21 protein-coding genes are annotated in these 22,093 nt (G+C 66.4%); 13 read left to right on the forward strand and 8 right to left on the reverse strand.

The genetic code is table 11. The features are described from left to right. Window positions 1–102 precede the first annotated feature (102 nt). The 4 genes from smc to rpsF all read right to left on the reverse strand — a co-directional run bounded on the left by smc (window position 103) and on the right by rpsF (window position 5,080). Window positions 103–3,606 carry a chromosome segregation protein SMC gene (gene smc / locus IFT65_RS02905; protein ID WP_192079997.1) on the reverse strand — a complete coding sequence of 1,168 codons (3,504 nt, stop codon included), beginning with the start codon at window positions 3,604–3,606 and terminating at the stop codon, window positions 103–105. 234 nt (window positions 3,607–3,840) lie between these two features. Beyond that, window positions 3,841–4,293, reverse strand: coding sequence for a 50S ribosomal protein L9 (gene rplI / locus IFT65_RS02910; protein ID WP_188326923.1), 453 nt, complete (start codon window positions 4,291–4,293; stop codon window positions 3,841–3,843). 101 nt (window positions 4,294–4,394) lie between these two features. Next, window positions 4,395–4,625, reverse strand: coding sequence for a 30S ribosomal protein S18 (gene rpsR, locus IFT65_RS02915; RefSeq protein ID WP_005926280.1), 231 nt, complete (start codon window positions 4,623–4,625; stop codon window positions 4,395–4,397). Window positions 4,626–4,636: 11 nt separating this feature from the next. Further along, window positions 4,637–5,080: a 30S ribosomal protein S6 gene (gene rpsF, locus IFT65_RS02920; RefSeq protein WP_188326922.1), complete on the reverse strand. Its 444-nt coding sequence runs from the start codon at window positions 5,078–5,080 to the stop codon at window positions 4,637–4,639. Window positions 5,081–5,396: 316 nt separating this feature from the next. On the opposite strand from rpsF, the gene IFT65_RS02925 reads away from it, so the two are divergent. Beyond that, on the forward strand, window positions 5,397–6,638 hold the full coding sequence (locus IFT65_RS02925) for an MFS transporter (RefSeq protein WP_192079999.1): 1,242 nt from the start codon (window positions 5,397–5,399) through the stop codon (window positions 6,636–6,638). Window positions 6,639–7,210: 572 nt separating this feature from the next. Here the strand turns inward: IFT65_RS02925 and IFT65_RS02930 are convergent. After that, window positions 7,211–7,549 carry an iron-sulfur cluster assembly accessory protein gene (locus IFT65_RS02930; RefSeq protein ID WP_192080001.1) on the reverse strand — a complete coding sequence of 113 codons (339 nt, stop codon included), beginning with the start codon at window positions 7,547–7,549 and terminating at the stop codon, window positions 7,211–7,213. 130 nt (window positions 7,550–7,679) lie between these two features. Here IFT65_RS02930 and asnS point away from each other — a divergent pair, with 130 nt between their 5' ends. From asnS to IFT65_RS02960, 6 genes are read left to right on the forward strand one after another with little or no spacing between them, the layout of a single operon-like run. Next, the gene (gene asnS / locus IFT65_RS02935) at window positions 7,680–9,074 is read left to right on the forward strand and encodes an asparagine--tRNA ligase (RefSeq protein WP_192080003.1); all 1,395 of its coding nucleotides are present in this window, start codon (window positions 7,680–7,682) and stop codon (window positions 9,072–9,074) included. A gap of 31 nt (window positions 9,075–9,105) precedes the next feature. Continuing rightward, window positions 9,106–9,405 (forward strand): hypothetical protein, encoded by a 300-nt coding sequence (locus IFT65_RS02940; protein ID WP_188326918.1) that lies wholly within the window; start codon window positions 9,106–9,108, stop codon window positions 9,403–9,405. Window positions 9,406–9,412: 7 nt separating this feature from the next. Further along, complete coding sequence (locus IFT65_RS02945) at window positions 9,413–9,727, forward strand: hypothetical protein (RefSeq protein WP_188326917.1); 315 nt, start codon at window positions 9,413–9,415, stop codon at window positions 9,725–9,727. 5 nt (window positions 9,728–9,732) lie between these two features. Beyond that, window positions 9,733–10,359, forward strand: coding sequence for an FMN-binding negative transcriptional regulator (locus IFT65_RS02950; RefSeq protein ID WP_192080005.1), 627 nt, complete (start codon window positions 9,733–9,735; stop codon window positions 10,357–10,359). Between the two features lie 44 nt (window positions 10,360–10,403). Then, complete coding sequence (gene can, locus IFT65_RS02955) at window positions 10,404–11,066, forward strand: carbonate dehydratase (protein WP_188326915.1); 663 nt, start codon at window positions 10,404–10,406, stop codon at window positions 11,064–11,066. A 21-nt stretch (window positions 11,067–11,087) separates the two neighbouring features. Next, window positions 11,088–11,600, forward strand: a complete 513-nt coding sequence (locus tag IFT65_RS02960) for a 3-hydroxyanthranilate 3,4-dioxygenase (protein WP_192080007.1) — start codon at window positions 11,088–11,090, stop codon at window positions 11,598–11,600. Between the two features lie 184 nt (window positions 11,601–11,784). Here the strand turns inward: IFT65_RS02960 and IFT65_RS02965 are convergent, their stop codons facing one another. Beyond that, window positions 11,785–12,402 (reverse strand): haloacid dehalogenase-like hydrolase, encoded by a 618-nt coding sequence (locus tag IFT65_RS02965; RefSeq protein WP_192080009.1) that lies wholly within the window; start codon window positions 12,400–12,402, stop codon window positions 11,785–11,787. Window positions 12,403–12,684: 282 nt separating this feature from the next. On the opposite strand from IFT65_RS02965, the gene kynU reads away from it, so the two are divergent. From kynU to IFT65_RS02995, 6 genes are all read left to right on the forward strand, one after another. Continuing rightward, window positions 12,685–13,959, forward strand: coding sequence for a kynureninase (kynU, locus tag IFT65_RS02970; RefSeq protein ID WP_192080011.1), 1,275 nt, complete (start codon window positions 12,685–12,687; stop codon window positions 13,957–13,959). A gap of 16 nt (window positions 13,960–13,975) precedes the next feature. Continuing rightward, a complete protein-coding gene (locus tag IFT65_RS02975; RefSeq protein ID WP_249405031.1) occupies window positions 13,976–15,355 on the forward strand; it encodes an NAD(P)/FAD-dependent oxidoreductase in 1,380 nt (459 codons plus the stop codon). Next, complete coding sequence (gene sbcB, locus IFT65_RS02980) at window positions 15,355–16,794, forward strand: exodeoxyribonuclease I (protein WP_192080015.1); 1,440 nt, start codon at window positions 15,355–15,357, stop codon at window positions 16,792–16,794. The genes IFT65_RS02975 and sbcB overlap by 1 nt, the downstream gene beginning before the upstream one ends. Next, window positions 16,791–17,477: a TIGR02453 family protein gene (locus tag IFT65_RS02985; protein ID WP_192080017.1), complete on the forward strand. Its 687-nt coding sequence runs from the start codon at window positions 16,791–16,793 to the stop codon at window positions 17,475–17,477. The genes sbcB and IFT65_RS02985 overlap by 4 nt, the downstream gene beginning before the upstream one ends. A 5-nt stretch (window positions 17,478–17,482) precedes the next feature. After that, a complete protein-coding gene (locus tag IFT65_RS02990) occupies window positions 17,483–18,472 on the forward strand; it encodes an aldo/keto reductase (protein ID WP_192080019.1) in 990 nt (329 codons plus the stop codon). A 63-nt stretch (window positions 18,473–18,535) separates the two neighbouring features. Beyond that, window positions 18,536–19,090, forward strand: coding sequence for a DUF2939 domain-containing protein (locus IFT65_RS02995; protein WP_192080021.1), 555 nt, complete (start codon window positions 18,536–18,538; stop codon window positions 19,088–19,090). Window positions 19,091–20,226: 1,136 nt separating this feature from the next. On the opposite strand, the gene IFT65_RS03000 is transcribed toward IFT65_RS02995, so the two are convergent. Together IFT65_RS03000 and IFT65_RS03005 are read right to left on the reverse strand one after the other, a co-directional pair. Continuing rightward, window positions 20,227–21,174, reverse strand: coding sequence for a 5'-nucleotidase (locus IFT65_RS03000; RefSeq protein ID WP_188326906.1), 948 nt, complete (start codon window positions 21,172–21,174; stop codon window positions 20,227–20,229). A gap of 49 nt (window positions 21,175–21,223) precedes the next feature. Continuing rightward, window positions 21,224–21,997 (reverse strand): NAD kinase, encoded by a 774-nt coding sequence (locus tag IFT65_RS03005; RefSeq protein ID WP_188326905.1) that lies wholly within the window; start codon window positions 21,995–21,997, stop codon window positions 21,224–21,226. Window positions 21,998–22,093: the final 96 nt, after the last annotated feature.

Here is a 22,093-nt window from a genome sequence, read left to right on the forward strand (position 1 = left end):
AGGGTCTCCGGCTAAATACGTTCAGACAAGAATGGCACGATGCAAGGCTTCTTGCACCGGGGGGGCGGCAAGAATGCCTGATCCCCCCGTGCAGAGCGTGTATCAGGCCGCGCCTGCCAGCCGCGCCGCCTCTTCCAGGTCCACGCTGACCAGGCGACTGACACCGGGCTCGCGCATGGTGACGCCGGAAAGCTGGTGCGCCGCTTCCATCGTGGCTTTGTTGTGACTGACGAACAGGAACTGCACTTTCTCGCTCATCTCTTTCACCATGTTGGCCAGCCGGCCGACGTTGGCTTCGTCCAGCGGCGCATCGACCTCGTCCAGCAGGCAGAACGGTGCGGGATTGAGCTGGAAGATCGCAAACACCAATGCCACGGCGGTCATCGCCTTTTCACCGCCGGACAGCAGCGAAATACTCGACACGCGCTTGCCCGGAGGCCGCGCCATGATGGTGACGCCGGTATCAAGCAGGTCTTCGCCGGTCAGCTCCAGATAGGCATGGCCACCACCGAACAGGCGCGGATAGAGCGCCTGCACGCCGGCGTTGACCCGGTCGAAGGTGTCCTTGAAGCGGCCACGGGTTTCGCGGTCGATCTTGCGGATCGCATCTTCCAGCGTTTCCAGCGCGGTGGTCAGGTCCAGGTTCTGCGCATCCAGGTACTCCGAGCGCTGGGAGGCTTCGCCGTATTCCTGGATGGCCGCAAGGTTCACCGGCTCCAGCCGGCGCATGCGGCCGTCGATCTGCTGCACGGTCTGTTCCCAGTCGCCCAGCCGGGCATCGTCCGGCAGGGTTGAAATGACATCCTGCAGCACGAACCCGGCCTTTTCCACGGCCGCCTGAAGCTGCTCGGCGCTGAGCACCAGTGCCTGCTGGTCCAGCCGCCGCTGCGAGATCTTTTCGCGCTGGGCCAAGGCCTGCTCGTCCCGCTTGTGCCGGGTCTGCTCCAGCTCGCGCAGCTCCACATCGATGCCATCCAGCAGCGAGCGGGCCTGCGACAGCAAGCCATCTGCACGGACACGGGCTTCAAGCGCGGCCTGATGCTCGGCCTGCAACGACTCGACGGGCGTATCGCCATCGTCCAGCTGCGCATGCAGTTCGCCCAACCGCGAATCCAGCTGGCCGCGCTGGTTGCTCATGCGCTCCAGCGCCTGGCTCAGCGACGCCACCTGCGCACGCTGTGATTCCAGGGTCAGCGCCAGGGAATGCGCCGTTTCACGCACACTGCGGGCGGCGTCACGGGCGCGATCGCGCGCTTCGGTGAATTGCCGCCTCTCGTTTTCAAGGGCGTTCCGCACCGACTCCAGGTCACCCATGCTGTTGACGGCACTGTCCAACCGCGCCCGCGCCTCGCGCACCTGCTCGCGGTTGACGTCCAACGTCTCCAGCAGCTGGCTCAGCTCACCTTCGATGCGATCAATACGGGTACGCGCCGACTCCAGCTTGCCCTGCTGGCCCTGCAGCTGGCCAGCGAGCTCGGAAACGCCGCGGTGCATCTGGTACAGCGACCGCTGCACGTCTTCGCGCTGCTGCTCGGCGTCGAGCAGCTGCTCACGGAAGCCGACCAGCAACTGTTCCAGCTGCGCCTCGCGCTGCGCCAGTACTTCGATCTGCTCGCGCAGGGTGTTGATCTCGCGTTCGCGCAGCAGCGCGCCCTGCTTGGCGGCACCGGAGCGCGACACACGCACCCAGCCTGTACCCAGGCGCTCACCCCCACGGGTGATCACGGAATCGCCTTCGGGCAGCGTGGCCTGCAGCCGTGCCGCGTCCGCCAGATCTTCGGCGGCGTGCAGGCGGGCCAACAGGCGACGGATCGCCGCCGGCCCTGTCACCTTTGCTGCGAGCGACGTGGCGGCGACCTGCAACGGCGCATCGTCATCGGCAACCAACGCGATGCGGCCTTCGCCCAGCTCACCCAACGCCTCGACGAGGTGCTCGGGTGCATCCACCAGCACGCCTTCGATCAACTGGCCGAGCGCACTTTCCACCGCGTTTTCCCAGCCCGCCTCGACCTGCAGGCGTTCACCCACGCGCGCGCCCGAATCGAGCCCTCGCGCTTTCAACCAGGCAACGGCGGCGCCCTGCTCCTGGCCGAGTGCGGCCTGCTGCAAGGTCTCCAGCGAGGCCAGGCGACCGCGCACCCCGTTGCCCTGCTTGCGCAGCTCGGCCAGCTCATTCTGGGTGCCGCGCTGCTGCTCCTGGACGGCAGCAACCTCCTGCTTGCGCAGCTCGACCTGCTCGCCCAGTTCTTCCAGCGCGCTCTTCTGCGTGTCGTGCTGCACGTGCAGCTGCTCGAACACCGCTTCGAGGGCATCGACATCCAGTCCCGAACGCTCGGCCTGCAGGGCCTCACGACGACGATCCGCCTCAAGCACCTGCTTGTCCAGGTAGTCCACGCGGGTGCGCTCGACGTCGCCGGAGCGCGATGCTTCCGAGCTCTGGCGGGTGTGCTGCTCCCAACGCACCTGCCAGTCGGCCAGTCGCGCTTCTGCTTCACGCAGGCTGTCCTGCTTGATCTCGTTCTCTTCCTGCAACTGCTCCAGCTGCGGGGTCGCGGCATCGACCGATTCGCGCAGCACCATCAGCTTCGCCTCGTCGCCGCTGATGTGGTGGCCCAGCTCAGCCAGCGCCTGCTGCGTTTCATCGCGCGCCTTGTGCAGGCGCTGCGACAGCTCGCGCTGGTGGTGGATCTGCTGTTCCAGGCGGGCCAGCGTACTGCCCACCTGATACACCTCGGCCTGTGCCGCATTGAGGGCATCGGCGGATTCTTCGCGACGGACGCGCGAGGTCTCGATGCGCGCCTCTGCCTCGCGTTGTTCGGCGATCAGCTGCTGCAGGTGCGTTTCTTCCTGCGCCAGCCCTTCGCGCAACTTGCTCAGGCGCCCGTCCAGCCCGCGGAACTCCAGCGCCTTCCACTCTGCATCCTTGACCCGACGTTCTTCCTGCAATGCCTGGTACTGCTCGGCCTGCCGCGCCTGCCGCTTCAAGTGCTCGAGCTGCTTGCCGATCTCATCGCGCAGGTCACCCAGCCGATCCAGGTTCTCACGGGTGTGGCGGATACGGGTCTCGGTTTCCTTGCGCCGCTCCTTGTACTTGGAAATGCCGGCGGCTTCTTCCAGGTAGACACGCAGGTCTTCGGGCCGGGCCTCGATGATCTGGCTGATCATGCCCTGTTCGATGATGGAATAACTGCGCGGCCCCAGGCCGGTACCGAGGAACAGATCGGTGATGTCGCGGCGGCGGCACTTGGTGCCGTTGAGATAATAGTTGCTGCTGCCGTCGCGGCTGACGGTGCGCTTTACCGATATCTCGTTGAACGAGGCGTACTCACCGGAGATGGTGTGGTCGCTGTTGTCGAAAATGAGCTCGACCGTCGCCTGCGATACCGGCTTGCGGGCCGACGAACCGGCAAAGATCACATCGGTCAGCGAGTCACCACGCAGCCGGCTGGCCGAGCTTTCGCCCATAACCCAGCGCACCGCATCGATGATGTTGGACTTTCCACAGCCGTTCGGTCCGACCACGCCGGTCATGTTGGTCGGCAGGTGCAGCGTGGTGGGATCGACGAAGGACTTGAAGCCAGACAGCTTGATCGTGGAAAGACGCATAGGGTTTCCGGGCTGGGGCCGGGGTACGGCCTGCATTTACCCGCCAACCCCTTGGCCCGGTTGGGTCAGGGCCGTCGGACGGGTGTCATGCGCCGAGTATACCGATGTGGCCGTGTTGTACGAACGCGCCCGCGTGATCGCGCACCACCCGGCATCCGCCTTCCGCCCGCCCAACGCAAAACGGGCCCCCTTGCGGGAGCCCGTTCTGGTGATTCCATGCCTTTCGGCGTGGGATCAGGCCTTTTCGGCTTCAACCACGACCTTGACGGTGGTCTCAACGTCAGCGTGCAGGTGCACCAGGACGTCGTACTCGCCAATGTTGCGGAAAGCGCCTTCGCCCAGGATGACTTCGCTCTTGTTGACCGGCAGGCCAGCAGCGGTGAAGGCATCAGCGATTTCGCGTGCGCCGACCGAGCCGTACAGCTTGCCTTCGGTCGAAGCGTTGGCACCGATGGTGACGCTCTTGCCTTCCAGCTTGGCCTTGCGGGCTTCGGCGTCGGAATGGATCGACTCTGCCTTGGCTTCGTATTCGGCGCGCTTGGCTTCGAACTCGGCCTTGTTGCTCTCGGTGGCCGGCACGGCCTTGCCCTGCGGCACGAGGAAGTTACGGCCGTAGCCCGGCTTCACGTCGACCAGGTCGCCCAGGTTGCCGAGGTTGGTGACTTTCTGCAGAAGGATCAGCTGCATGGTGTTACTCCAGAATGTATTCGTTAGCGAGGCAAGGCCCCGCAGCGGATGGCTGTCCGAATATCAGGTGCAGAGGGGCGGCACGGGGCCGCCCGCCGGCATCAGATGTCGTGGTTGTCGGTGTACGGGATCAGGGCCAGGAAACGGGCGCGCTTGACGGCCGTTGCCAGCTGGCGCTGGTACTTCGACTTGGTACCGGTGACGCGGCTCGGCACGATCTTGCCGTTCTCGGTCAGGTACTGGCGCAGGGTGTTGAGATCCTTGTAATCGATCTCCTTGACACCTTCGGCCGTGAACTTGCAGAACTTGCGGCGACGGAAGAACTTGGACATGTCAGTGCTCCTTAAGCGGCCGAAGCGGCGTCTTCGCCGGCATCGGTGTCAGCGGCGGGGGTGGTGGTGGTCTCACCTTCTTCGTCGTCACGACGACGACGCTCGCCACGCTCGGGCTTTTCGCCCTTCTCGTCCTTGCTCTTCATGATCAGCGACTGCTCGGTATCCGGGCCATCGCGCTTGACGACCAGGTTGCGCAGCACGGCGTCGTTGAAGCGGAAGCTTTCCACCAGCTCGCTCAGCACGGCCTGGTCCACTTCGATGTTCAGCATGACGTAGTGGGCCTTCACCAAGTTCTGGATCGGGTAAGCCAGCTGACGACGGCCCCAGTCTTCCAGACGGTGAATGGTGCCGTTGCCGTTCTCGACCAGCGACTTGTAGCGCTCGATCATGGCCGGGACCTGCTCGCTCTGGTCCGGGTGGACCAGGAACACGATTTCGTAATGACGACTCATGTTTATATACCTTTCGGATGTGGCCGTTAGGCCGGACAGCCCCCCGCAGTAAGTTCGGCGGTGGGGCAAGGGTTCCCGCGCTGGGCGCAGGAAGCCGCCAAGTATGCCTTGCTGGCTCGCGCGGGGCAAGCTTGGGTGGGCCGGGCGGTGGAGCTGACACATTGTTTGCGCCCGACATGGGTAGCGCCGAGCCACGCTCGGCGGGATCTCTGCCGGCTATTGGAAATACAGCGTTCAGCGCACAGGACGGAAAACGCGCGACCGTGCTGCAGCGCAGCAGTACAATCTGCAATCGTTTACATGCCCCCGGATTGTCGTGAACCCGTCCCCTGCCCCTGTCGTCACTTCTTCACTGGCGGCCACACTGACACCGCGCCAGCGCACCTTCATTCTGCTGGCGCTGTCGCTGGGCGGGTTTGCCATCGGCACCAGCGAGTTCGCCAGCATGGGCCTCATGCTGGACATCAGCCGCGGCCTGTCCATCACTGAAGCCCAGGTCGGCCACCTGATCAGCGCGTATGCGATCGGCGTGGTCGTCGGCGCGCCGGTGCTGGCGTTCGCCGGTGCGGGGATCAGCCGTCGCAGCCTGTTGCTGGGACTGATGGGCTTCTATGCCATCGGCAACCTGGCCAGCGCCCTGGCGCCCAGCTACCCCACGATGTTGCTGGCGCGCTTCGTCGCCGGGCTGCCGCACGGCGCGTACTTCGGCGTTGCCATGCTGGTGGCGGCGTCGATCAGCCCGCCGGCGCAACGCGGCGCCGCGGTGTCCAAGGTGCTGCTGGGCCTGTCCGTCGCCATCCTGGTCGGCAATCCGTTGACCACCTGGCTGGGCCAACAGTTCACCTGGCGTACCGCGTTTGCGCTGGTCAGCCTGCTGGCGTTGGCCACGGTGGTGATGGTGGCCCGCCACCTGGCGCCGGACCCGAATGAAGTGCGCACCAGTCCGATGCGCGAACTGCGCGCGTTCAACACCACCCAGGTGTGGCTGGCGCTGGCCATCGGCTCGATCGGCTTTGCCGGCATGTTCTGCGTCTTCACTTATCTGGCCCCCACGCTGGTGCATGTCACTGGCATCAACGAGCGCTGGATGCCGGCGGCCGTGGGCCTGTTCGGTGTCGGCGCGATCATCGGCAACATGATGGGCGGCTGGCTGGTGGATCGCCTGCAGTTCCGCGCGGCCGGTGTGCTGCTGGCGTGGTCGGTGGTGGTGCTGCTGCTGTTTCCGCTGGCGGCCCACACGGCGTGGGCGATGGTGCCGGCGATCATCGCGGTGGGCACGATGGGCGCGCTGGCCGTGGCCCTGCAGACCCGCCTGATGGATGCCGCCGGTGAAGCGCAGACGCTGGCGGCGGCATCCAACCACGCGGCGTTCAATACGGCCAATGCGCTGGGCCCGTGGCTGGGCGGCATGGCCATCGGCGGCGGGTTCGGCTACGCCTCCACCGGTTACGTGGGCGCTGCGACTGCGGCGGCGGGGTTGCTGCTGTGGGGTGTGTCGGTGCTGATCGAGCGTCGGCGTGGCGCCGGGTCGCTGGCAGCGGCGGCGTCGAACGGGTGAGACCCCCTCGCGGCTGGCTGGAGTGCATCTAGGCCTGGGCCGGGCGGTGGGGCTGGTCGGGGGACGCGCACAAGTACGTCCATGTAGCGCTCGTTTCGTGCCATCCATGGCACTCAACGCCCCCGCCCAGCCCCACCGCCCGGCCCCTGACAGGTTCCGGGGCCGCCCGCCGCGTAATAAAGAAAAAGGAAAAGCGGTAGCGCCGACCCATGGTCGGCGAGCGCAGCGGGCCGTTGGCGGGAACATTCCGCCGAGCACGGCTCGGCGCTACCGATGATGGCAATCCGTCTGGTGGAGGGGGCCCCTGAGTCAGGGGCGGCCGCTAAGCGGCGGGGTGTGGGTGCTGGTGAGGCGGGGCCCGCGGTTTGCGAAGCAAAACGTGGGAGCGGCAGCGCGAATGCGATGACGTGGACCCCGCCATGGATGGCGCGAAACGACGCACGCAGGAGCGGCTTTTGCCGTCCCCCGCCAACCTACCCCGCCCCGCCAGCCCTCAGCCAAACGGCTCTGGACGTTGCCGTTGCCGTTGACGCCGCCTCTGCGGGCGCCGGGCGCAGCCCGGCAACCACCCTTCAGCGGTGGGTTTCGTCCGTGGTGAAGCTCTCGCCGCAGCCGCATTCGGCCGACGCGTTCGGATTCTTGAACGTGAACGTCTCGCTCAGGCCGTGTTTGCCGAAGTCGATCACCGTGCCATCCACCAGCGGCAGGCTCTGTGCGTCCACGTAGATGCGCACGCCCTCCTGCTCGAACACGCTGTCGCCCTCGCGCTCGTCGCGTGCCAGGTCGGTCACATGGCCCCAGCCGGAGCAGCCGGTACGGGTCACGCCGAAGCGCAGGCCCAGCGCCCCCGGGCTCTGGGAAACGAAGCGCTGGACGCGCTCAAAGGCAATGGGGGTCAGGCTGACAGCCATGATGGTGCTCCACGAAGGTACCAGACGAGTATAAAGGGGACCGGCCCGGCAGAAATGCCTCGCAAGCAGAACGCTGCAACCGGTAAACTTCGAATTCACAGATCGAGTCGATCAGCAGAGGATTCAAGTCATGACGGTGGTCAGCGTTGAACATGCGCTTGCGGGGAAGATCCCGGAAGGCGGCGAAGTCACGGTGCGCGGCTGGGTGCGTACGGTCCGTGGCTCAGCGAATCTGGCCTTCATCAATGTCACCGACGGCTCCTGCTTTGCCCCCATCCAGGTGGTGGCGGCCGAATCACTGGCCAACTTCGATGAAATCAAGCGCCTGACCAGTGGCTGCTCGGTCATCGCCAAGGGCACATTGGTGAAGTCCCAGGGCAAGGGCCAGTCGTTCGAAATCCAGGGCAGCCACGTGGAAGTGGTCGGCTGGGTCGAAGACCCGCTTACCTACCCGATCCAGCCGAAGCCGATGTCGCCGGAGTTCCTGCGCGAAGTCGCCCACCTGCGCCCGCGCACCAATCTGTTCGGTGCGGTCACCCGCATCCGCAACTGCCTGTCGCAGGCAGTGCACCGGTTCTTCCACCAGAACGGGTTCAACTGGATCAGCACGCCGATCATCACCACCTCCGATGCCGAAGGCGCAGGGCAGATGTTCCGCGTTTCCACGCTGGACATGATCAACCTGCCGCGCAACGACCGCGGCGAAGTGGATTTCAGCCGCGACTTCTTCGGCAAGGAAACCTTCCTGACCGTGTCCGGCCAGCTGAATGTCGAGGCGTACTGCCTGGCGCTGAGCAAGGTGTATACCTTCGGTCCGACCTTCCGCGCCGAGAACAGCAACACCACGCGGCATCTGGCCGAGTTCTGGATGATCGAGCCGGAAATCGCGTTCGCGGACCTGGCCGAAGATGCGCGCCTGGCCGAAGAGTTCCTGAAATACCTGTTCCGTGCGGTGCTGGACGAGCGCGGTGATGATCTGGCCTTCCTTGCCGAGCGCGTGGACAAGAATGCGATCAGCAAGCTGGAAAACTTCATCAACGCCCCGTTCGAGCAGATCGACTACACCGAAGCGGTGAAGCTGCTGCAGAACTCGGGCAAGAAGTTCGACTTCCCGGTCGAGTGGGGCCTGGACCTGCAGACCGAGCACGAGCGCTGGCTGACCGAAGAACACATCGGGCGTCCGGTGGTGGTCACCAACTACCCCGAGCACATCAAGGCGTTCTACATGCGCCTGAACGACGATGGCAAGACCGTCGCCGCGATGGACGTACTGGCGCCGGGCATCGGCGAGATCATCGGTGGCAGCCAGCGCGAAGAGCGCCTGGACGTGCTGGATGCACGCATGGCGCAGTTCGGCCTGGACCGCGAGCATTACAGCTGGTACCGCGACTTCCGCCGCTACGGTTCGGTGCCGCATGCTGGATTCGGCCTCGGCTTCGAGCGCCTGGTGGTTTACGTGTGCGGCTTGTCCAACATCCGTGATGCGATTGCGTATCCGCGTGCACCGGGCAGCGCCGACTTCTGATCCATCCCGCACTCACGGAGGTACTGCAACGATGACCCTGTTCTTCGCGCTGTGTTTTTTTGGCGTGGCGATCGCCGGGTTCAGTGCCTTCGTGATTTTCTGGCCGCTGACCCTGGTGCACCTGCGCGACCGCCATCCGGCGCTGTCGCAGCGCTTCGGCAGCGGCGCCTTCCTCAAGCCCGAGGCGTTGGCCTGGCTGCTGCGGCGTGACTACCGCGCGCAGCCGGACCGCTCGCTGTCCGGGCTGGCGACACCGGCCTGGGTGTCGCTGCTGACCCTGCTGGCAGGATTGGGCATGGCTGCCCTGCTCTGGCTGGCATCGCTCTGGTAATCACGAAATGAATGAAGAAACCGCATCCCAGGACACCTGGTGGCTGGCCAGCCTCGGCAACACGCTGATCTGGGCACGCCTGCGTATCCGGCCTGCCGGCACCGCCGAGGTGCTCGACAGTGATGGCAACACGCTGAGTTATGACGGCGAAGACACCGCGCGCGCGCAACTGTTCGACGCCGACTTCGTCGAGTTCGAAGGGCTGGATGAAGAAGACGCGCTGGTGCGCGGTTTCTCGTTGCATGAAGTGCAGCCGCCGAAAGCGTCCAGCGACGAAGGCCTGCGCGGCCTGATGGTGCAGTCGCTGGGCCGCACGGTCTAAGCACGGTGTTCACCCCGCGCGCGTTCGCCGAGACCGACCTGCAGTGGCTGGACGCGTTGTTCGCGCGCGATCCGTTCATCACCGTGCTCACCACCGGTGACGATGGCCTGCCGGAGCTGACCCGACTGCCGGTGCTGTACCAGCGCCAAGGCAGTGACATCACACTGCATGGCCACTGGGCCAGGGCGAACCCGCAGTCGCGTCGCGACGGGGCCGCCAAGGTGCTGGTGGACGGACCGCATGGCTATATCTCGGCGTCGTGGTATCCCGACAAAGAACAGATGGCCCGCGTACCGACCTGGAACTATGCCGCCGCCGAACTGCGCGGCCAGCTGCAGCGCTTCGACGACACCGACGCGCTGGCCGACCTGGTTGCCGCTACCGGCGATCTGTTTGAAGCCGGCGTGGGCCAGGCATGGCGGTTCGAACCCGAACGCGAAGACCACCGTAGTCAACTGCGCGGCATCATCGGCTTCCGTTTCGTGGTGGACGATGTGCAACTCAAACTCAAGCTCAGCCAGAACCATCCGGTGGCCAACCAGCAGGCCGTCATGGGCGCGCTGGAGGCGTTGCCCTCCCCCGCGTCGCACGAGTTGGCGCAGTGGATGCGCCGCTTCCTTGCCACGCCATAGCGTATGGCTGATTGAGCCAACCCCTTTCCCGCAGGGACACTTTCATGAAAGACGTTTTCAAGCTGCTGCAGAACAACCGCGAATGGGCTGATCGGGTGCAGAAGGAAGACCCCGAATTCTTCCATCGCCTGTCTACCCAGCAGAGTCCCGAGTATCTGTGGATCGGGTGCTCCGATTCGCGCGTGCCGGCGAACCAGATCATCGGCATGGCGCCGGGCGAGGTGTTCGTCCACCGCAACGTGGCCAACGTCGTGGCGCACACCGACCTGAACTGCCTGAGCGTGATCCAGTACGCCGTGGACCAGTTGAAGGTGAAGCACATCCTGATCGTCGGCCATTACGGCTGCGGCGGCGTGCATGCCAGCCTCAACAATGTGCGCGTGGGCCTGGCCGACAACTGGCTGCGCCACGTCGGCGATGTGGCGCAGAAGCACGCCGCGATCCTGGATGCGATCGACGATCCGGACCAGCGTCATGCGCGGCTGTGCGAACTGAACGTCATCGAACAGGTGGCCAACGCGTGCCAGTCGACGATCGTCCGTGATGCATGGACCCGCGGCCAGAAGCTGACGGTGCACGGATGGGTCTACAGCCTGCGCGATGGCCGCGTGCGCGAGATGGGCATCGACGTGGACAGCGCCGAAGCACTGCAGCCGGCTTATGAGAAGGCGCTGTCCTTCGTTCCGCGCACCGGCAAGCGCGACTGAGCTTTCCACAGGAGTAGCGTCATGCTTGCGTCGCCGATCAACCTGCTGGCCTGGGTAGAAGAGAATCGCCACCTGCTGAAGCCGCCGGTGGGCAACAAGATGATCGAGGACGGCGACTTCATCGTGATGGTGGTCGGCGGTCCGAACGCGCGCACCGACTTCCATATCGATGCCGGCCCGGAATGGTTCTACCAGCTCGAGGGCGAGATGGTGCTGAAAGTGCAGGAGGACGGCGGGGTCCGCGACATTCCGATACGCGCCGGTGAAATTTTCCTGCTGCCCGGCAACGTACCGCACTCACCGCGTCGCCCCGCCGGTGGTGTCGGGCTGGTGGTGGAGCGCAAGCGACTTCCCCATGAGCGCGACGGCGTGGCGTGGCATTGCGAGCGCTGCAACCACCTGCTGCATGAAGAGTGGTTCCACCTGCAGAACATCGAAAGTGATCTGCCAAGAGTCTTCGCCCGCTACCAAGGCGATCTGTCGCTGCGCACGTGTGCGCAGTGCGGTCACGTCGACCCGCTGCCTGCGGGCTGACCTGTCTGGTAGCGCCGAGCCGTGCTCGGCGGCTCTGCGCGCGGGATGGACATTCCGCCGAGCATGGCTCGGCGCTACCCTGCACCCTGCGTTCGCCATGATCGGCGACCTGGCGCTGCGGTCACGATTGCCGACCTGCCTGGTAGCGCCGAGCCGTGCTCGGCGGCTCTGCGCGCGGACCCGGTCAGTGCCACCGCGTGATGCGGCCCGCACGCTCCACCTTGTACGCCCGCCGACACCGACTGAGGAGCGGCATATCCTGCGCGCTGTCCGAATAGCCTGCGCGGAAGGTCACTTCCCGTTGCGCGCGCAGGTCCAGTTGCCGCGCCTTTTCCAGCGAAATGCAACGCATCGCGAGCACCTGCCCGCCGAGGAAAGGCGCCATCCGCGAGCCGATGACCCTCACCCGTGGATCTTCATCAAATCGCGGATACAGCCCCCGGAGCAGGCATTCCGGGCTTCCCGATATGAGCCACACACGGTCACCACGGGCAAGGTGCCGCTCAAGTGCAGCCCACACTGCAGAATGACGTTCGCCCCTCATACAGAACGCACTCAGACAGCGCTGCGTGCCGCGCTGCAGTGCCGCCTCCGACAGCCCCAGAGTCAGCGTCCACAGCAGGAAGCCCAGGCTTCGCCGGCCATGCGGGCGCAGCAGGTAGCAAAGAAGCGCGGTGACAACCAGCGGCCACGTCAGCGCCAGCCTGAGCGGACGTGTGCGGGCCAGGTGCCGTAGATAGTCTTTGAACAGATCGCCGCCGTGGAGCGTGCCATCGACATCAAAGAACACGTCGTCGCCCATCTTCGTATCCGGTCTCCGAAGCCATCAAGACTGGGATACGCACGGCAGCGCGGCCATGGGCATCGCTGCAGTCTGGAACGTCCCGCCGAGCATGGCTCGGCGCTACCTGCATCCCCCGCCAAGGCCACCGCCACGATCCGGTAGCGCCGAGCCGTGCTCGGCGGCGCTTCACACGGCTCGGCCATTCCACCCAGCGTGGATCGGCGCCACCGGGGTCGACGACGATCGGCCCGTCCGCTGCGCGGTACACTTCGTGCCACGTCAATCTATGCCGCTGCCCTCATGTCCGAACTGCTTACCCGCGCCCATGCCCTGGCCCTGGATGCCGCAGATCCGCTGCGCGCCTTGCGCGATGAATTCCTGATCCCACGCCACAATGGCGGCCAGCAGATCTACTTTGTCGGCAACTCGCTGGGCCTGCAGCCGCGCGGTGCGCAGGCGATGGTGCAGGAAGTGATGGGCCAATGGGGCGACCTGGCCGTGGAAGGCCACTTCACCGGCCCCACCCAGTGGCTGGGCTACCACCGGCTGGTCAGCGAGCAGTTGGCCCGGGTGGTGGGGGCATTGCCCAGCGAAGTAGTGGCGATGAACACGCTGAGCGTCAACCTGCATCTGATGATGGTGAGCTTCTACCGCCCCACCGCGCAGCGCCCGGTGATCCTGATGGAAGCAGGCGCCTTCCCGACGGACCGCCATGCGGTGGAGGCACAGATCCGTTTCCACGGCTTCGACCCGGCCGACTGTCTGGTGGAAGTACAGCCCGACGAGACGGCCGGCACGATTTCGCTCGCCGCCATCGAGCAGGCCATCGCCACGCATGGCGCGCGGCTGGCGCTGGTGCTGTGGCCCGGCGTGCAGTACCGCACGGGCCAAGCGTTCGACCTGCAGGCCATTACCGCACTGGCGCGGGCGCAGGGTGCCGCCATCGGCTTCGACCTGGCGCACTCGGTCGGCAATCTGCCACTCAACCTGCACGACGTGGCACCGGACTTTGCCGTCTGGTGCCATTACAAGTACCTCAACAGCGGCCCCGGCGCCGTGGCCGGTGCGTTCGTCCACGAACGACATCACCGCGACCGCACCCTGCCCCGCTTCGCTGGCTGGTGGGGTCATGAAGAGTCCACCCGCTTCCAGATGGCCCCACAGTTCACCCCGGCGGACGGTGCAGAGGGATGGCAGTTGAGCAATCCGCCGATCCTCGGCCTCGCGCCGCTGCGTGCCTCGCTGGATCTGTTCGAACGCGCCGGCATGGACGCGCTGCGCAAGAAATCGGAGGTGCTCACCGGCCTGCTTGACGCGCTGGTGCAGGCACGACTGCCGCACGTGCTGGAGCGCATCACCCCGGCCGAAATCGAGCGGCGCGGCTGCCAGCTCTCGCTGCGGGTGATCGGTGGCCGCGAGCGGGGCCGCGCCCTGTTCGAGCATCTCCGCTCGGTTGGCGTGCTGGGCGACTGGCGCGAGCCGGATGTCATCCGCATCTCCCCCACGCCGCTCTACAACCGCTACCAGGACGTGCACCACTTCGTCGACGAAGTGGAAGCGTGGGCCGGTGCCTGAGCCCGTGCAGCCCTCTCTGAAGACCCCTGCCCGCCCGCGATCTTTGACCCTTGTCGGCGCGGGCCTGGCCGGCTCGCTGCTGGCCATCCTGCTGTCGCGGCAGGGCTGGAACATCACGGTGTACGAACGCCGTGGCGATCCGCGCGTGAGCGGTTATGAAAGCGGGCGCTCGATCAACCTGGCGCTGGCCGAGCGTGGACGCAATGCACTGCGCCAGGCCGGCGCCCACGTGGAAGCAGCGGTGATGGCGCGCGCGGTGATGATGCGCGGCCGCATGGTCCATCTGCGCGACGGCGACGCGCCGCAGTTGCAGCGCTACGGCCGCGACGACAGCGAAGTGATCTGGTCGATCCACCGCCGCGATCTCAACATCACCCTGCTGGAGCTTGCCGAGGCGGCGGGTGCGACGGTGCATTTCCACCGCCGCCTGCACACTGTCGACTTCGATGCGCAGCAGGCGCGGTTCATCGATGACCGTGACGATACGCCGCACGACATCCGCTTCGACAGCCTGATCGGTGCCGACGGTGCCGGCTCGGCACTGCGTGGGGCAATGAACCGCCGCCAGCCACTGGGTGAGCGGACCGAATTCCTGGACCACTCGTACAAGGAGCTGGAGATTCCGCCCGGCCCCGATGGTGCGTTCCAGATCGATCCGAATGCGCTGCACATCTGGCCGCGCGGTCGCTTCATGTGCATCGCCCTGCCCAACCACGAAGGAACGTTCACGGTCACCGTCTTCCTGCCCAACAAGGGCAATCCGGGGTTCAACACCGTGGTGAACAGTGAACAGGCGCATGCGCTGTTCGCGCGGGAATTCCCGGATGCACTGCCCCTGATACCCGACCTGCGCGCGGACTGGGATGCACATCCGCCCGGGCTGCTCGGCACGCTGTATCTGGAGCGCTGGCACAGTGACGACAAGGCCGTGCTGATCGGTGATGCCGCACACGCGATGGTGCCGTTCCACGGCCAAGGCATGAACTGCGCCTTTGAAGACTGCGTGGCACTGGCGCGGCACCTGGATGTGGCCACGGACCTGCGCACCGCGTACGCCGCATTCGAAGTGGAGCGCTCGCCGAATGCGTGGGCGATCCAGCAGATGGCGCTGGAAAACTACGTGGAAATGCGCGACCAGGTCGCCGAGCCGACGTTCCTGCTGCAGCGTGAACTGGAGCTTGCGCTGCAGCAGCGCTGGCCTACCCGCTTCGTGCCACACTACACCATGGTTACCTTCCTGCACACGCCCTACGCGGTCGCGCTGGAGCGCACCCGGATCCAGCGCCGCATCCTGCGCAACGCCACCCACGGCCTCGATTCGCTGCTGCAGATCGACTGGTCCGCCCTCGAATCCGAAGTGCACGCCAAGTTGCCGGTGCTGGAGGGCGCGCACTGATGGCTGACAGCTTCCTGTTCTATGACCTGGAAACGTTCGGCCAGGATCCACGCCGCACCCGCATCGCCCAGTTCGCTGCCATCCGCACCAATGCCGAGCTCAACGAGATCGACACGCCGGTCAGCTTTTACGTGCGTCCCGCCGATGACCTGCTGCCCTCGCCGTACGCCACGCTGGTGACCGGCATCACCCCGCAGCATGCGCTGGCCGAGGGCATCAGCGAGGCCGACGCGCTGGCGCGCATCAACGACCTGATGAGCCGTCCGGGCACCTGCTCTCTGGGCTACAACACGCTGCGCTTCGACGACGAGTTCATCCGTCATGGTCTGTTCCGCAACTTCTTCGACCCGTATGAGCGCGAATGGCGCAACGGCAACTCGCGCTGGGACCTGCTGGACATGCTGCGGTTGATGCATGCACTGCGCCCGGAGGGCATCGTCTGGCCCAAACGCGAGGACGGCGCCACGTCCTTCAAGCTGGAACATCTGGCCGAGGCCAACGGGGTGCGCGATGGCGACGCCCATGAGGCCCTGTCGGATGTGCGCGCGACGATCGGCATGGCACGCCTGTTCCGCAAGGCGCAGCCGCGCCTGTGGGAGTACGCGCTGCGTCTGCGTGACAAGCGCTTTGTTTCCAGCCTGCTGGATGTGACCGCACTGCAACCGCTGCTGCACATCTCCATGCGGTACCCCGCCACGCGCCTGTGCGCGGCCCCGGTGTTGCGGCTGGCCGTGCACCCGCAGATCAACAACCGGTACATCGTGTTCGATCTGGAGGGCGATATCGATGCGCTGCTGGAACTGCCGGCCGAGACCATCGCCGAGCGGCTGTACCTGCGCTCCAGTGAGATGCCCGAGGGCATGGCGCGCGTGCCATTGAAAGAAGTGCACACCAACAAGGTACCGGCGCTGGTCGCCTGGAACCATCTGCGTGCGGACGACCACGCGCGGCTGGGGCTGGACGTCGACGCCATCCAGGCCAAGGTGGAGCGGCTGCGTCCGCACGCCCCGATGCTGGCCGAAAAGGCGCGCCTGGTCTTTTCCCGCCCGCGCGAAGGTGGCCCCTCCGATGTGGATGCCTCGATCTACGATGGCTTCCTCGGTGCCGGTGACAAACCGCTGCTGGCACGCGTACGCACTACAGCGGCGGACGGATTGGCTGCGCTGGAGGGCGAGTTCAACGACCCGCGTCTGCCCGAGTTGCTGCTGCGCTACCGGGCACGCAACCATCCCGGCAGCCTGGACCCGGCCGCGCAGGCGCGCTGGCAGGCGTACCGGCAGCAGCGACTGCGGGGCGACGACCGTCTGGGTGAGGTGAATCTCGCCGAGTACCGCGAACAGATCGATACCCTTGCCGCCGAGTCGGCCGACGACCTGCGCCGCAACACGCTGCTGCAGGCACTGCGCGATTGGGGCAAGCAGCTTGAGGACAGCCTGTGAGTGCCTATTTTTCCGATGCCAGCTTCGCCTTCCTGCGCAACCTGGCCCTGCATAACGAAAAGCCGTGGTTCAACGAGCACAAGCAGCAGTACGAAGATCACGTGCGCCAGCCGTTCCTGCGCCTGATCGGCGACCTGCAGCCCGCACTGGCCGAGGTCAGCCCGAAGTTCCGTGCCGATACGCGCACGATGGGCGGATCGTTGTTCCGCATCTACCGCGATGCGCGTTTTTCCAACGACAAATCACCGTACAAGAACTGGCAGGGCGCCCGCCTGTTCCATGAGCGGCGCCGTGAAGTCGCCGCCCCGTCTTTCTACATCCACCTGCAGCCCGGCGGGAGCTTCGTCGGCGCAGGACTGTGGCACCCGGAGCCGGACACCCAGCGGCGCATCCGTCATTTCATCCTGGACAACCCGGGCAGCTGGAAACAGGCCGCGCATGCCCCTGCACTGCGTCGACGGTTCGAGCTGGAGCAGACGGAAAAACTGGTCCGGCCGCCGCGCGGATTCCCGGCGGATTTCGAGTTCATCGAAGACCTGAAGCACCGTAATTGGGTCATGTGGCGTCCGCTCGACGACACCATGATGACGGGGCCGCGTCTGCTCTCCACCTTGGGCAAGGACCTGGCCGCGCTGGGACCGTTCGTGGACTACCTGTGCGCTGCGCTGGACCTGGAATTCTGAGTCCCGTGAGCACCACTCCGCTCGCTCAGCAACGGCGAACGCTCGGACGCACCGGCCTGCAGGTTTCGCCCGTCGGCCTGGGCTGCTCTGGATTCTGGGGGCACCGGCGCTTCGATGAAGCCGAAGCCGCGCGCGTGGTCGCCCATGCGCTGGAACGCGGACTCAATCTGCTGGATACGGGCCACAACTACTCGGGGTTCAACGCGGAACCTCGGCTAGGTCGCATCCTGCGCCCGCTGCTGTCACGTTTTCCACGCGATTCGCTGGTGATCTCGAGCAAGGGCGGCACGTTGACCGGCCAAGCGGGAATCAGCGGAGCGGAGCAACGCGACTTTTCGCCGGCGGCGATCGTCGCCAGCTGCGAGGCGTCCTTGCGCAATCTGGGGCTGGACTACCTTGACGTGTATCAGTTGCACGGCATCGGTGGCCACGAAATCACCGATGACCTACTGCACGCCCTGCAGCAGCTGCGACAGCGCGGGCTTATCCGCAGCACGGGCATCAACACCCATTCGGCGGTGACGTTCGACTGGATGCTGGCGCATCCGGCGGCCTTCGATGTGGTCCTGTTGGACTACAACGCACTGCAGCAGGATCGCGGCACGCACATCAGCCGGCTGCACGACGCGGGCATCGGCGTACTGGCCGGTACGGTGCTGGCGCAGGGGCACCTGCTGCCTGCGCGCGCCCGTGTGCCGCGCCTCGCCGATGCCTGGTATCTCGCCCGCGCGTGGCTGAAACCGAGCAGCCGGCGCGTGATGCACAGCGCCCGCGCGATGCAGCAGGCAGTGGCGGCGATCCGCTCGCAGCGCCCGGCGCAGACCGCGTTTGCTTACGTGCTGCGGCATCCCGGGGTGGCGGCTGGCATCCTCGGTACGACCCGGGTGGCGAGCCTGGAACAGGTACTGCAGACCGATCCGGACCGGCTGACGGAGGCCGACCTGGCGGCGCTGGTCGAGGCCTTCGGCGACGGCAGTGGCTCACCCAGTCACTGAGGCTTAACCCGGCCGCCTTGGCGATGCGGCACGCTGTGTGTCCTCCTCTGCGCTGCCTGTCCGATGAAGAAACTCATTACCGTTGTCGTGTTGCTGGTGCTGGCGCTTGCGGGCTGGTGGTTCAGTGGCCCGTATCTGACCGTCCATGGCTTGGCCACTGCCATCGAGCAGCGTGATACCTCCCGCCTGGAACGTTACGTCGATTTCCCGCGGGTTCGCGTCAGCCTGCGCGCACAGATCAGCGACTACCTGGTCCGCCAGGCGGGACCCGGCGTGGCCGAAAGCCCGTTCGGTGCGCTGCTCTACGGGCTGGGTGGACAGCTGGGCGGTGCCGCGGTCGATACGATGATCACCCCGATGGGTATCGGCGCCCTGCTGCAGGGACACGTGCTGTACAAGCGGGGTCGCAACGAGTTGCAGGGGGGCGATGCGTACGGTGCCACCGAGCCGGCGCAACCGCTGAAGGAAGCCCGGCATCGGTTCGAGCGGCTGGATCGGTTCGTGGTGGATGTAGATCGGGGTCCCGCCGAGCCGCCGTTGCAGGTGGTGCTGGAACCGCAGGGACTGCGCTGGCGGGTGGTCGACCTGCGCAACGCGATACCGGCACCCCACCCGTAGCGCCGAGCCGTGCTCGGCGGCTCTCCGTTCCGGCATCGCGATCCCGGACACAGGCCGCGCGGGGCGCTCGCCGACCATGGGTCGGCGCTACCGGGGAGGTGTTTTGTAGCGCCGAGCCACGCTCGGCGGCTCTCCGTTCCGGCATCGCGATCCCGGACACAGGCCGCGCGGGGCGCTCGCCGACCATGGGTCGGCGCTACCGGGGAGGTGTTTTGTAGCGCCGAGCCACGCTCGGCGGCTCTCCGTTCCGGCATCGCGATCCCGGACACAGGCCGCGCGGGGCGCTCGCCGACCATGGGTCGGCGCTACCGGGGAGGTGTTTTGTAGCGCCGAGCCACGCTCGGCGGCTCTCCGTTCCGGCATCGCGATCCCGGACACAGGCCGCGCGGGGCGCTCGCCGACCATGGGTCGGCGCTACCGGGGAGGTGTTTTGTAGCGCCGAGCCACGCTCGGCGGCTCTCCGTTCCGGCATCGCGATCCCGGACACAGGCCGCGCGGGGCGCTCGCCGACCATGGGTCGGCGCTACCGGGGAGGTGTTTTGTAGCGCCGAGCCACGCTCGGCGGCTCTCCGTTCCGGCATCGCGATCCCGGACACAGGCCGCGCGGGGCGCTCGCCGACCATGGGTCGGCGCTACCGGGGAGGTGTTTTGTAGCGCCGAGCCACGCTCGGCGGCTCTCCGTTCCGGCATCGCGATCCCGGACACAGGCCGCGCGGGGCGCTCGCCGACCATGGGTCGGCGCTACCGGGGAGGTGTTTTGTAGCGCCGAGCCACGCTCGGCGGCTCTCCGTTCCGGCATCGCGATCCCGGACACAGGCCGCGCGGGGCGCTCGCCGACCATGGGTCGGCGCTACCGGGGAGGTGTTCTGTAGCGCCGAGCCACGCTCGGCGGCCCTTCGTTCCGGCATCGCGAACCCCGGACGCAGGCCGCGCGGGGCGCTCGCCGACCATGGGTCGGCGCTACCTGGGAGGTGTTCTGTAGCGCCGAGCCACGCTCGGCGGCTCCGCGTCCCGGCATCGCGATCCCGGACACAGGCCGCGCGGGGCGCTCGCCGACCATGGGTCGGCGCTACCGGGGCGTGCTGCGACGTCGCGATCCCGGACGCAGGCCGCCCGGGGTGTGTTGCGACGGCAGGTCAGCGTTCGTTGGCGACGCCGTGCGGTACGTGGCCTGCGGCGACGTGCTCGCGGGCGCTGTCGATATTGTGCTGGGAGTCGTCGAAGAAGATATCCGCGCCGAAGGCCTGCAGGAACGGGCCCTTGTGCCGTCCGCCGAGGAACAGCGCCTCGTCCAGCCGCACCCCCCACTCCCGCAGCGTGCGGATGACCCGCTCGTGTGCCGGTGCCGAACGGGCCGTCACCAGTGCGGTACGGATCGGTGCGTCTTCGCCGGACGGGAAGACCTCCTGCAACGTGTGCAACGCAGACAGGAAGTTACGGAACGGGCCGCCGCTCAATGCTTCGCGTGCGCGCTCGCGCTCATGCCGGCCGAACGCTTCCACGCCCTGCTCGCGCGAAATACGCTCACTTTCATCGCCGAAGATCACCGCGTCGCCGTCAAAGGCGATGCGCAACTGTCCCGCCGGTCGACGCATGTCCACGAACTGGTCGGCCGCCGCAGCGGCCGTTTCGCCCGGCGGCTTCGGCAGGATGGTGGCCGCGGCAATTCCGTGCAGCAGTGCGCTGCGCACCGACTCCGGGTTGGCCGACAGGAACAGATCGGTGCCAAACGGCTTCACGTAGGGCCAGGTGGGTTCACCGGCGGTGAACGTGGCGCGGATGATGTCCAGGCCGTAATGCTGGATGGAGTTGAAGATACGCAGGCCGGTATCGGCCGAATTGCGCGACAGCAGGATGACCTCCACCCGCGGGTTTTCCGGGCCTGCCCCCTGGTTGAGGGCCAGCAGCTTGCGCACCACCGGGAAGGCAACGCCGGGACCCAGCACATCGTCTTCGTGCTCGCGCTGGTACTGCGCGTAGGCATCCACACCGTCACTCTCGAACAGTGCGTGGCTCTCTTCCAGGTCGAAGAGCGCGCGTGCTGTCACCGCGACCGTCAACAATCGGGGGGTGTTGTCGCCCATCGGCTCGGTTCCTTGCTGCAGCCGGCGGTTGCCGGCCGCCTATTGTCGCTCAGAACACGAACTGTTCTGACAGAATCCGGTCTTCCAGGTTGTGCTCCGGGTCAAACAGCAGCGTGACCTGGCGATCGCGGCATTCCCGGATGGTGACTTCGACCACGTCCCGGGTCTCATGCGAATCGGCCGTGACGCTGACCGGTCGCTTGTACGGGTCCAGTACGCGGAAGCGCACTTCGGTATCCGCCTTGAGGATGGCGCCGCGCCAGCGTCGTGGACGGTACGGGGCGAGCGGGGTCAGGGCGATGGTCGCTGAGCCCAAGGGCAACACGGGACCGTGCGCGGAGTAGTTGTACGCGGTGCTGCCCGCCGGCGTTGCCACCAGCACGCCGTCGCCGATGAGTTCGGCGACGCGTTCCTGGCCGTTCAGATCCACGCCGATATGGGCGGCCTGACGGGTCTGCCGGAGCAGGGACACATCGTTGTAGGCCAGCGACCCGGTGGTTGAACCCGATTCGGTCAGGGCCATCATCTGCAGCGGACGCAGGTGCGCCGGCTCGGCCTCTGCGATGCGCCGGGCGACATCGTCATCGTCGCGGTACTGGTTCATCAGAAAACCGACCGTCCCCAGCTTCATCCCGAACACGGGACGGCCGAGATGACCGAAGCGGTGCAGGGTCTGCAGCATGAAGCCATCGCCGCCCAGCGGGCACAGCACGTCCGCGTCCTCGGGGGCATGGGCACCATGCCGTGCCACCATCGCGGCCAAGGCAAGCCGTGCCGGCTCGGTACTGCTGGCAAGAAACGCAATGCGGGGAGAATCGCTCATGCAGGCTGTCCGGTGATGCGCGGGTACCGGTAGAGCATAACCGGACGTGGCGCGGAAACCGCGCCACGTGCCGCCGGCCCGGACGGTATCCGGACC

This window comes from Stenotrophomonas sp. CFBP 13725 (assembly GCF_014841935.1).
In the GTDB taxonomy this organism is placed as follows: domain Bacteria; phylum Pseudomonadota; class Gammaproteobacteria; order Xanthomonadales; family Xanthomonadaceae; genus Stenotrophomonas.

Bases quoted from the DNA above. Each gene is read 5' to 3' on its own strand.
- smc (WP_192079997.1), bottom strand. From the start codon at position 3,606: ATGCGTCTTTCCACGATCAAGCTGTCTGGCTTCAAGTCCTTCGTCGAT.
- rplI (WP_188326923.1), bottom strand. From the start codon at position 4,293: ATGCAGCTGATCCTTCTGCAGAAAGTCACCAACCTCGGCAACCTGGGC.
- rpsR (WP_005926280.1), bottom strand. From the start codon at position 4,625: ATGTCCAAGTTCTTCCGTCGCCGCAAGTTCTGCAAGTTCACGGCCGAA.
- rpsF (WP_188326922.1), bottom strand. From the start codon at position 5,080: ATGAGTCGTCATTACGAAATCGTGTTCCTGGTCCACCCGGACCAGAGC.
- IFT65_RS02930 (WP_192080001.1), bottom strand. From the start codon at position 7,549: ATGGCTGTCAGCCTGACCCCCATTGCCTTTGAGCGCGTCCAGCGCTTC.
- asnS (WP_192080003.1), top strand. From the start codon at position 7,680: ATGACGGTGGTCAGCGTTGAACATGCGCTTGCGGGGAAGATCCCGGAA.
- IFT65_RS02940 (WP_188326918.1), top strand. From the start codon at position 9,106: ATGACCCTGTTCTTCGCGCTGTGTTTTTTTGGCGTGGCGATCGCCGGG.
- IFT65_RS02945 (WP_188326917.1), top strand. From the start codon at position 9,413: ATGAATGAAGAAACCGCATCCCAGGACACCTGGTGGCTGGCCAGCCTC.
- can (WP_188326915.1), top strand. From the start codon at position 10,404: ATGAAAGACGTTTTCAAGCTGCTGCAGAACAACCGCGAATGGGCTGAT.
- IFT65_RS02960 (WP_192080007.1), top strand. From the start codon at position 11,088: ATGCTTGCGTCGCCGATCAACCTGCTGGCCTGGGTAGAAGAGAATCGC.
- IFT65_RS02965 (WP_192080009.1), bottom strand. From the start codon at position 12,402: ATGGGCGACGACGTGTTCTTTGATGTCGATGGCACGCTCCACGGCGGC.
- kynU (WP_192080011.1), top strand. From the start codon at position 12,685: ATGTCCGAACTGCTTACCCGCGCCCATGCCCTGGCCCTGGATGCCGCA.
- sbcB (WP_192080015.1), top strand. From the start codon at position 15,355: ATGGCTGACAGCTTCCTGTTCTATGACCTGGAAACGTTCGGCCAGGAT.
- IFT65_RS02995 (WP_192080021.1), top strand. From the start codon at position 18,536: ATGAAGAAACTCATTACCGTTGTCGTGTTGCTGGTGCTGGCGCTTGCG.
- IFT65_RS03000 (WP_188326906.1), bottom strand. From the start codon at position 21,174: ATGGGCGACAACACCCCCCGATTGTTGACGGTCGCGGTGACAGCACGC.
- IFT65_RS03005 (WP_188326905.1), bottom strand. From the start codon at position 21,997: ATGAGCGATTCTCCCCGCATTGCGTTTCTTGCCAGCAGTACCGAGCCG.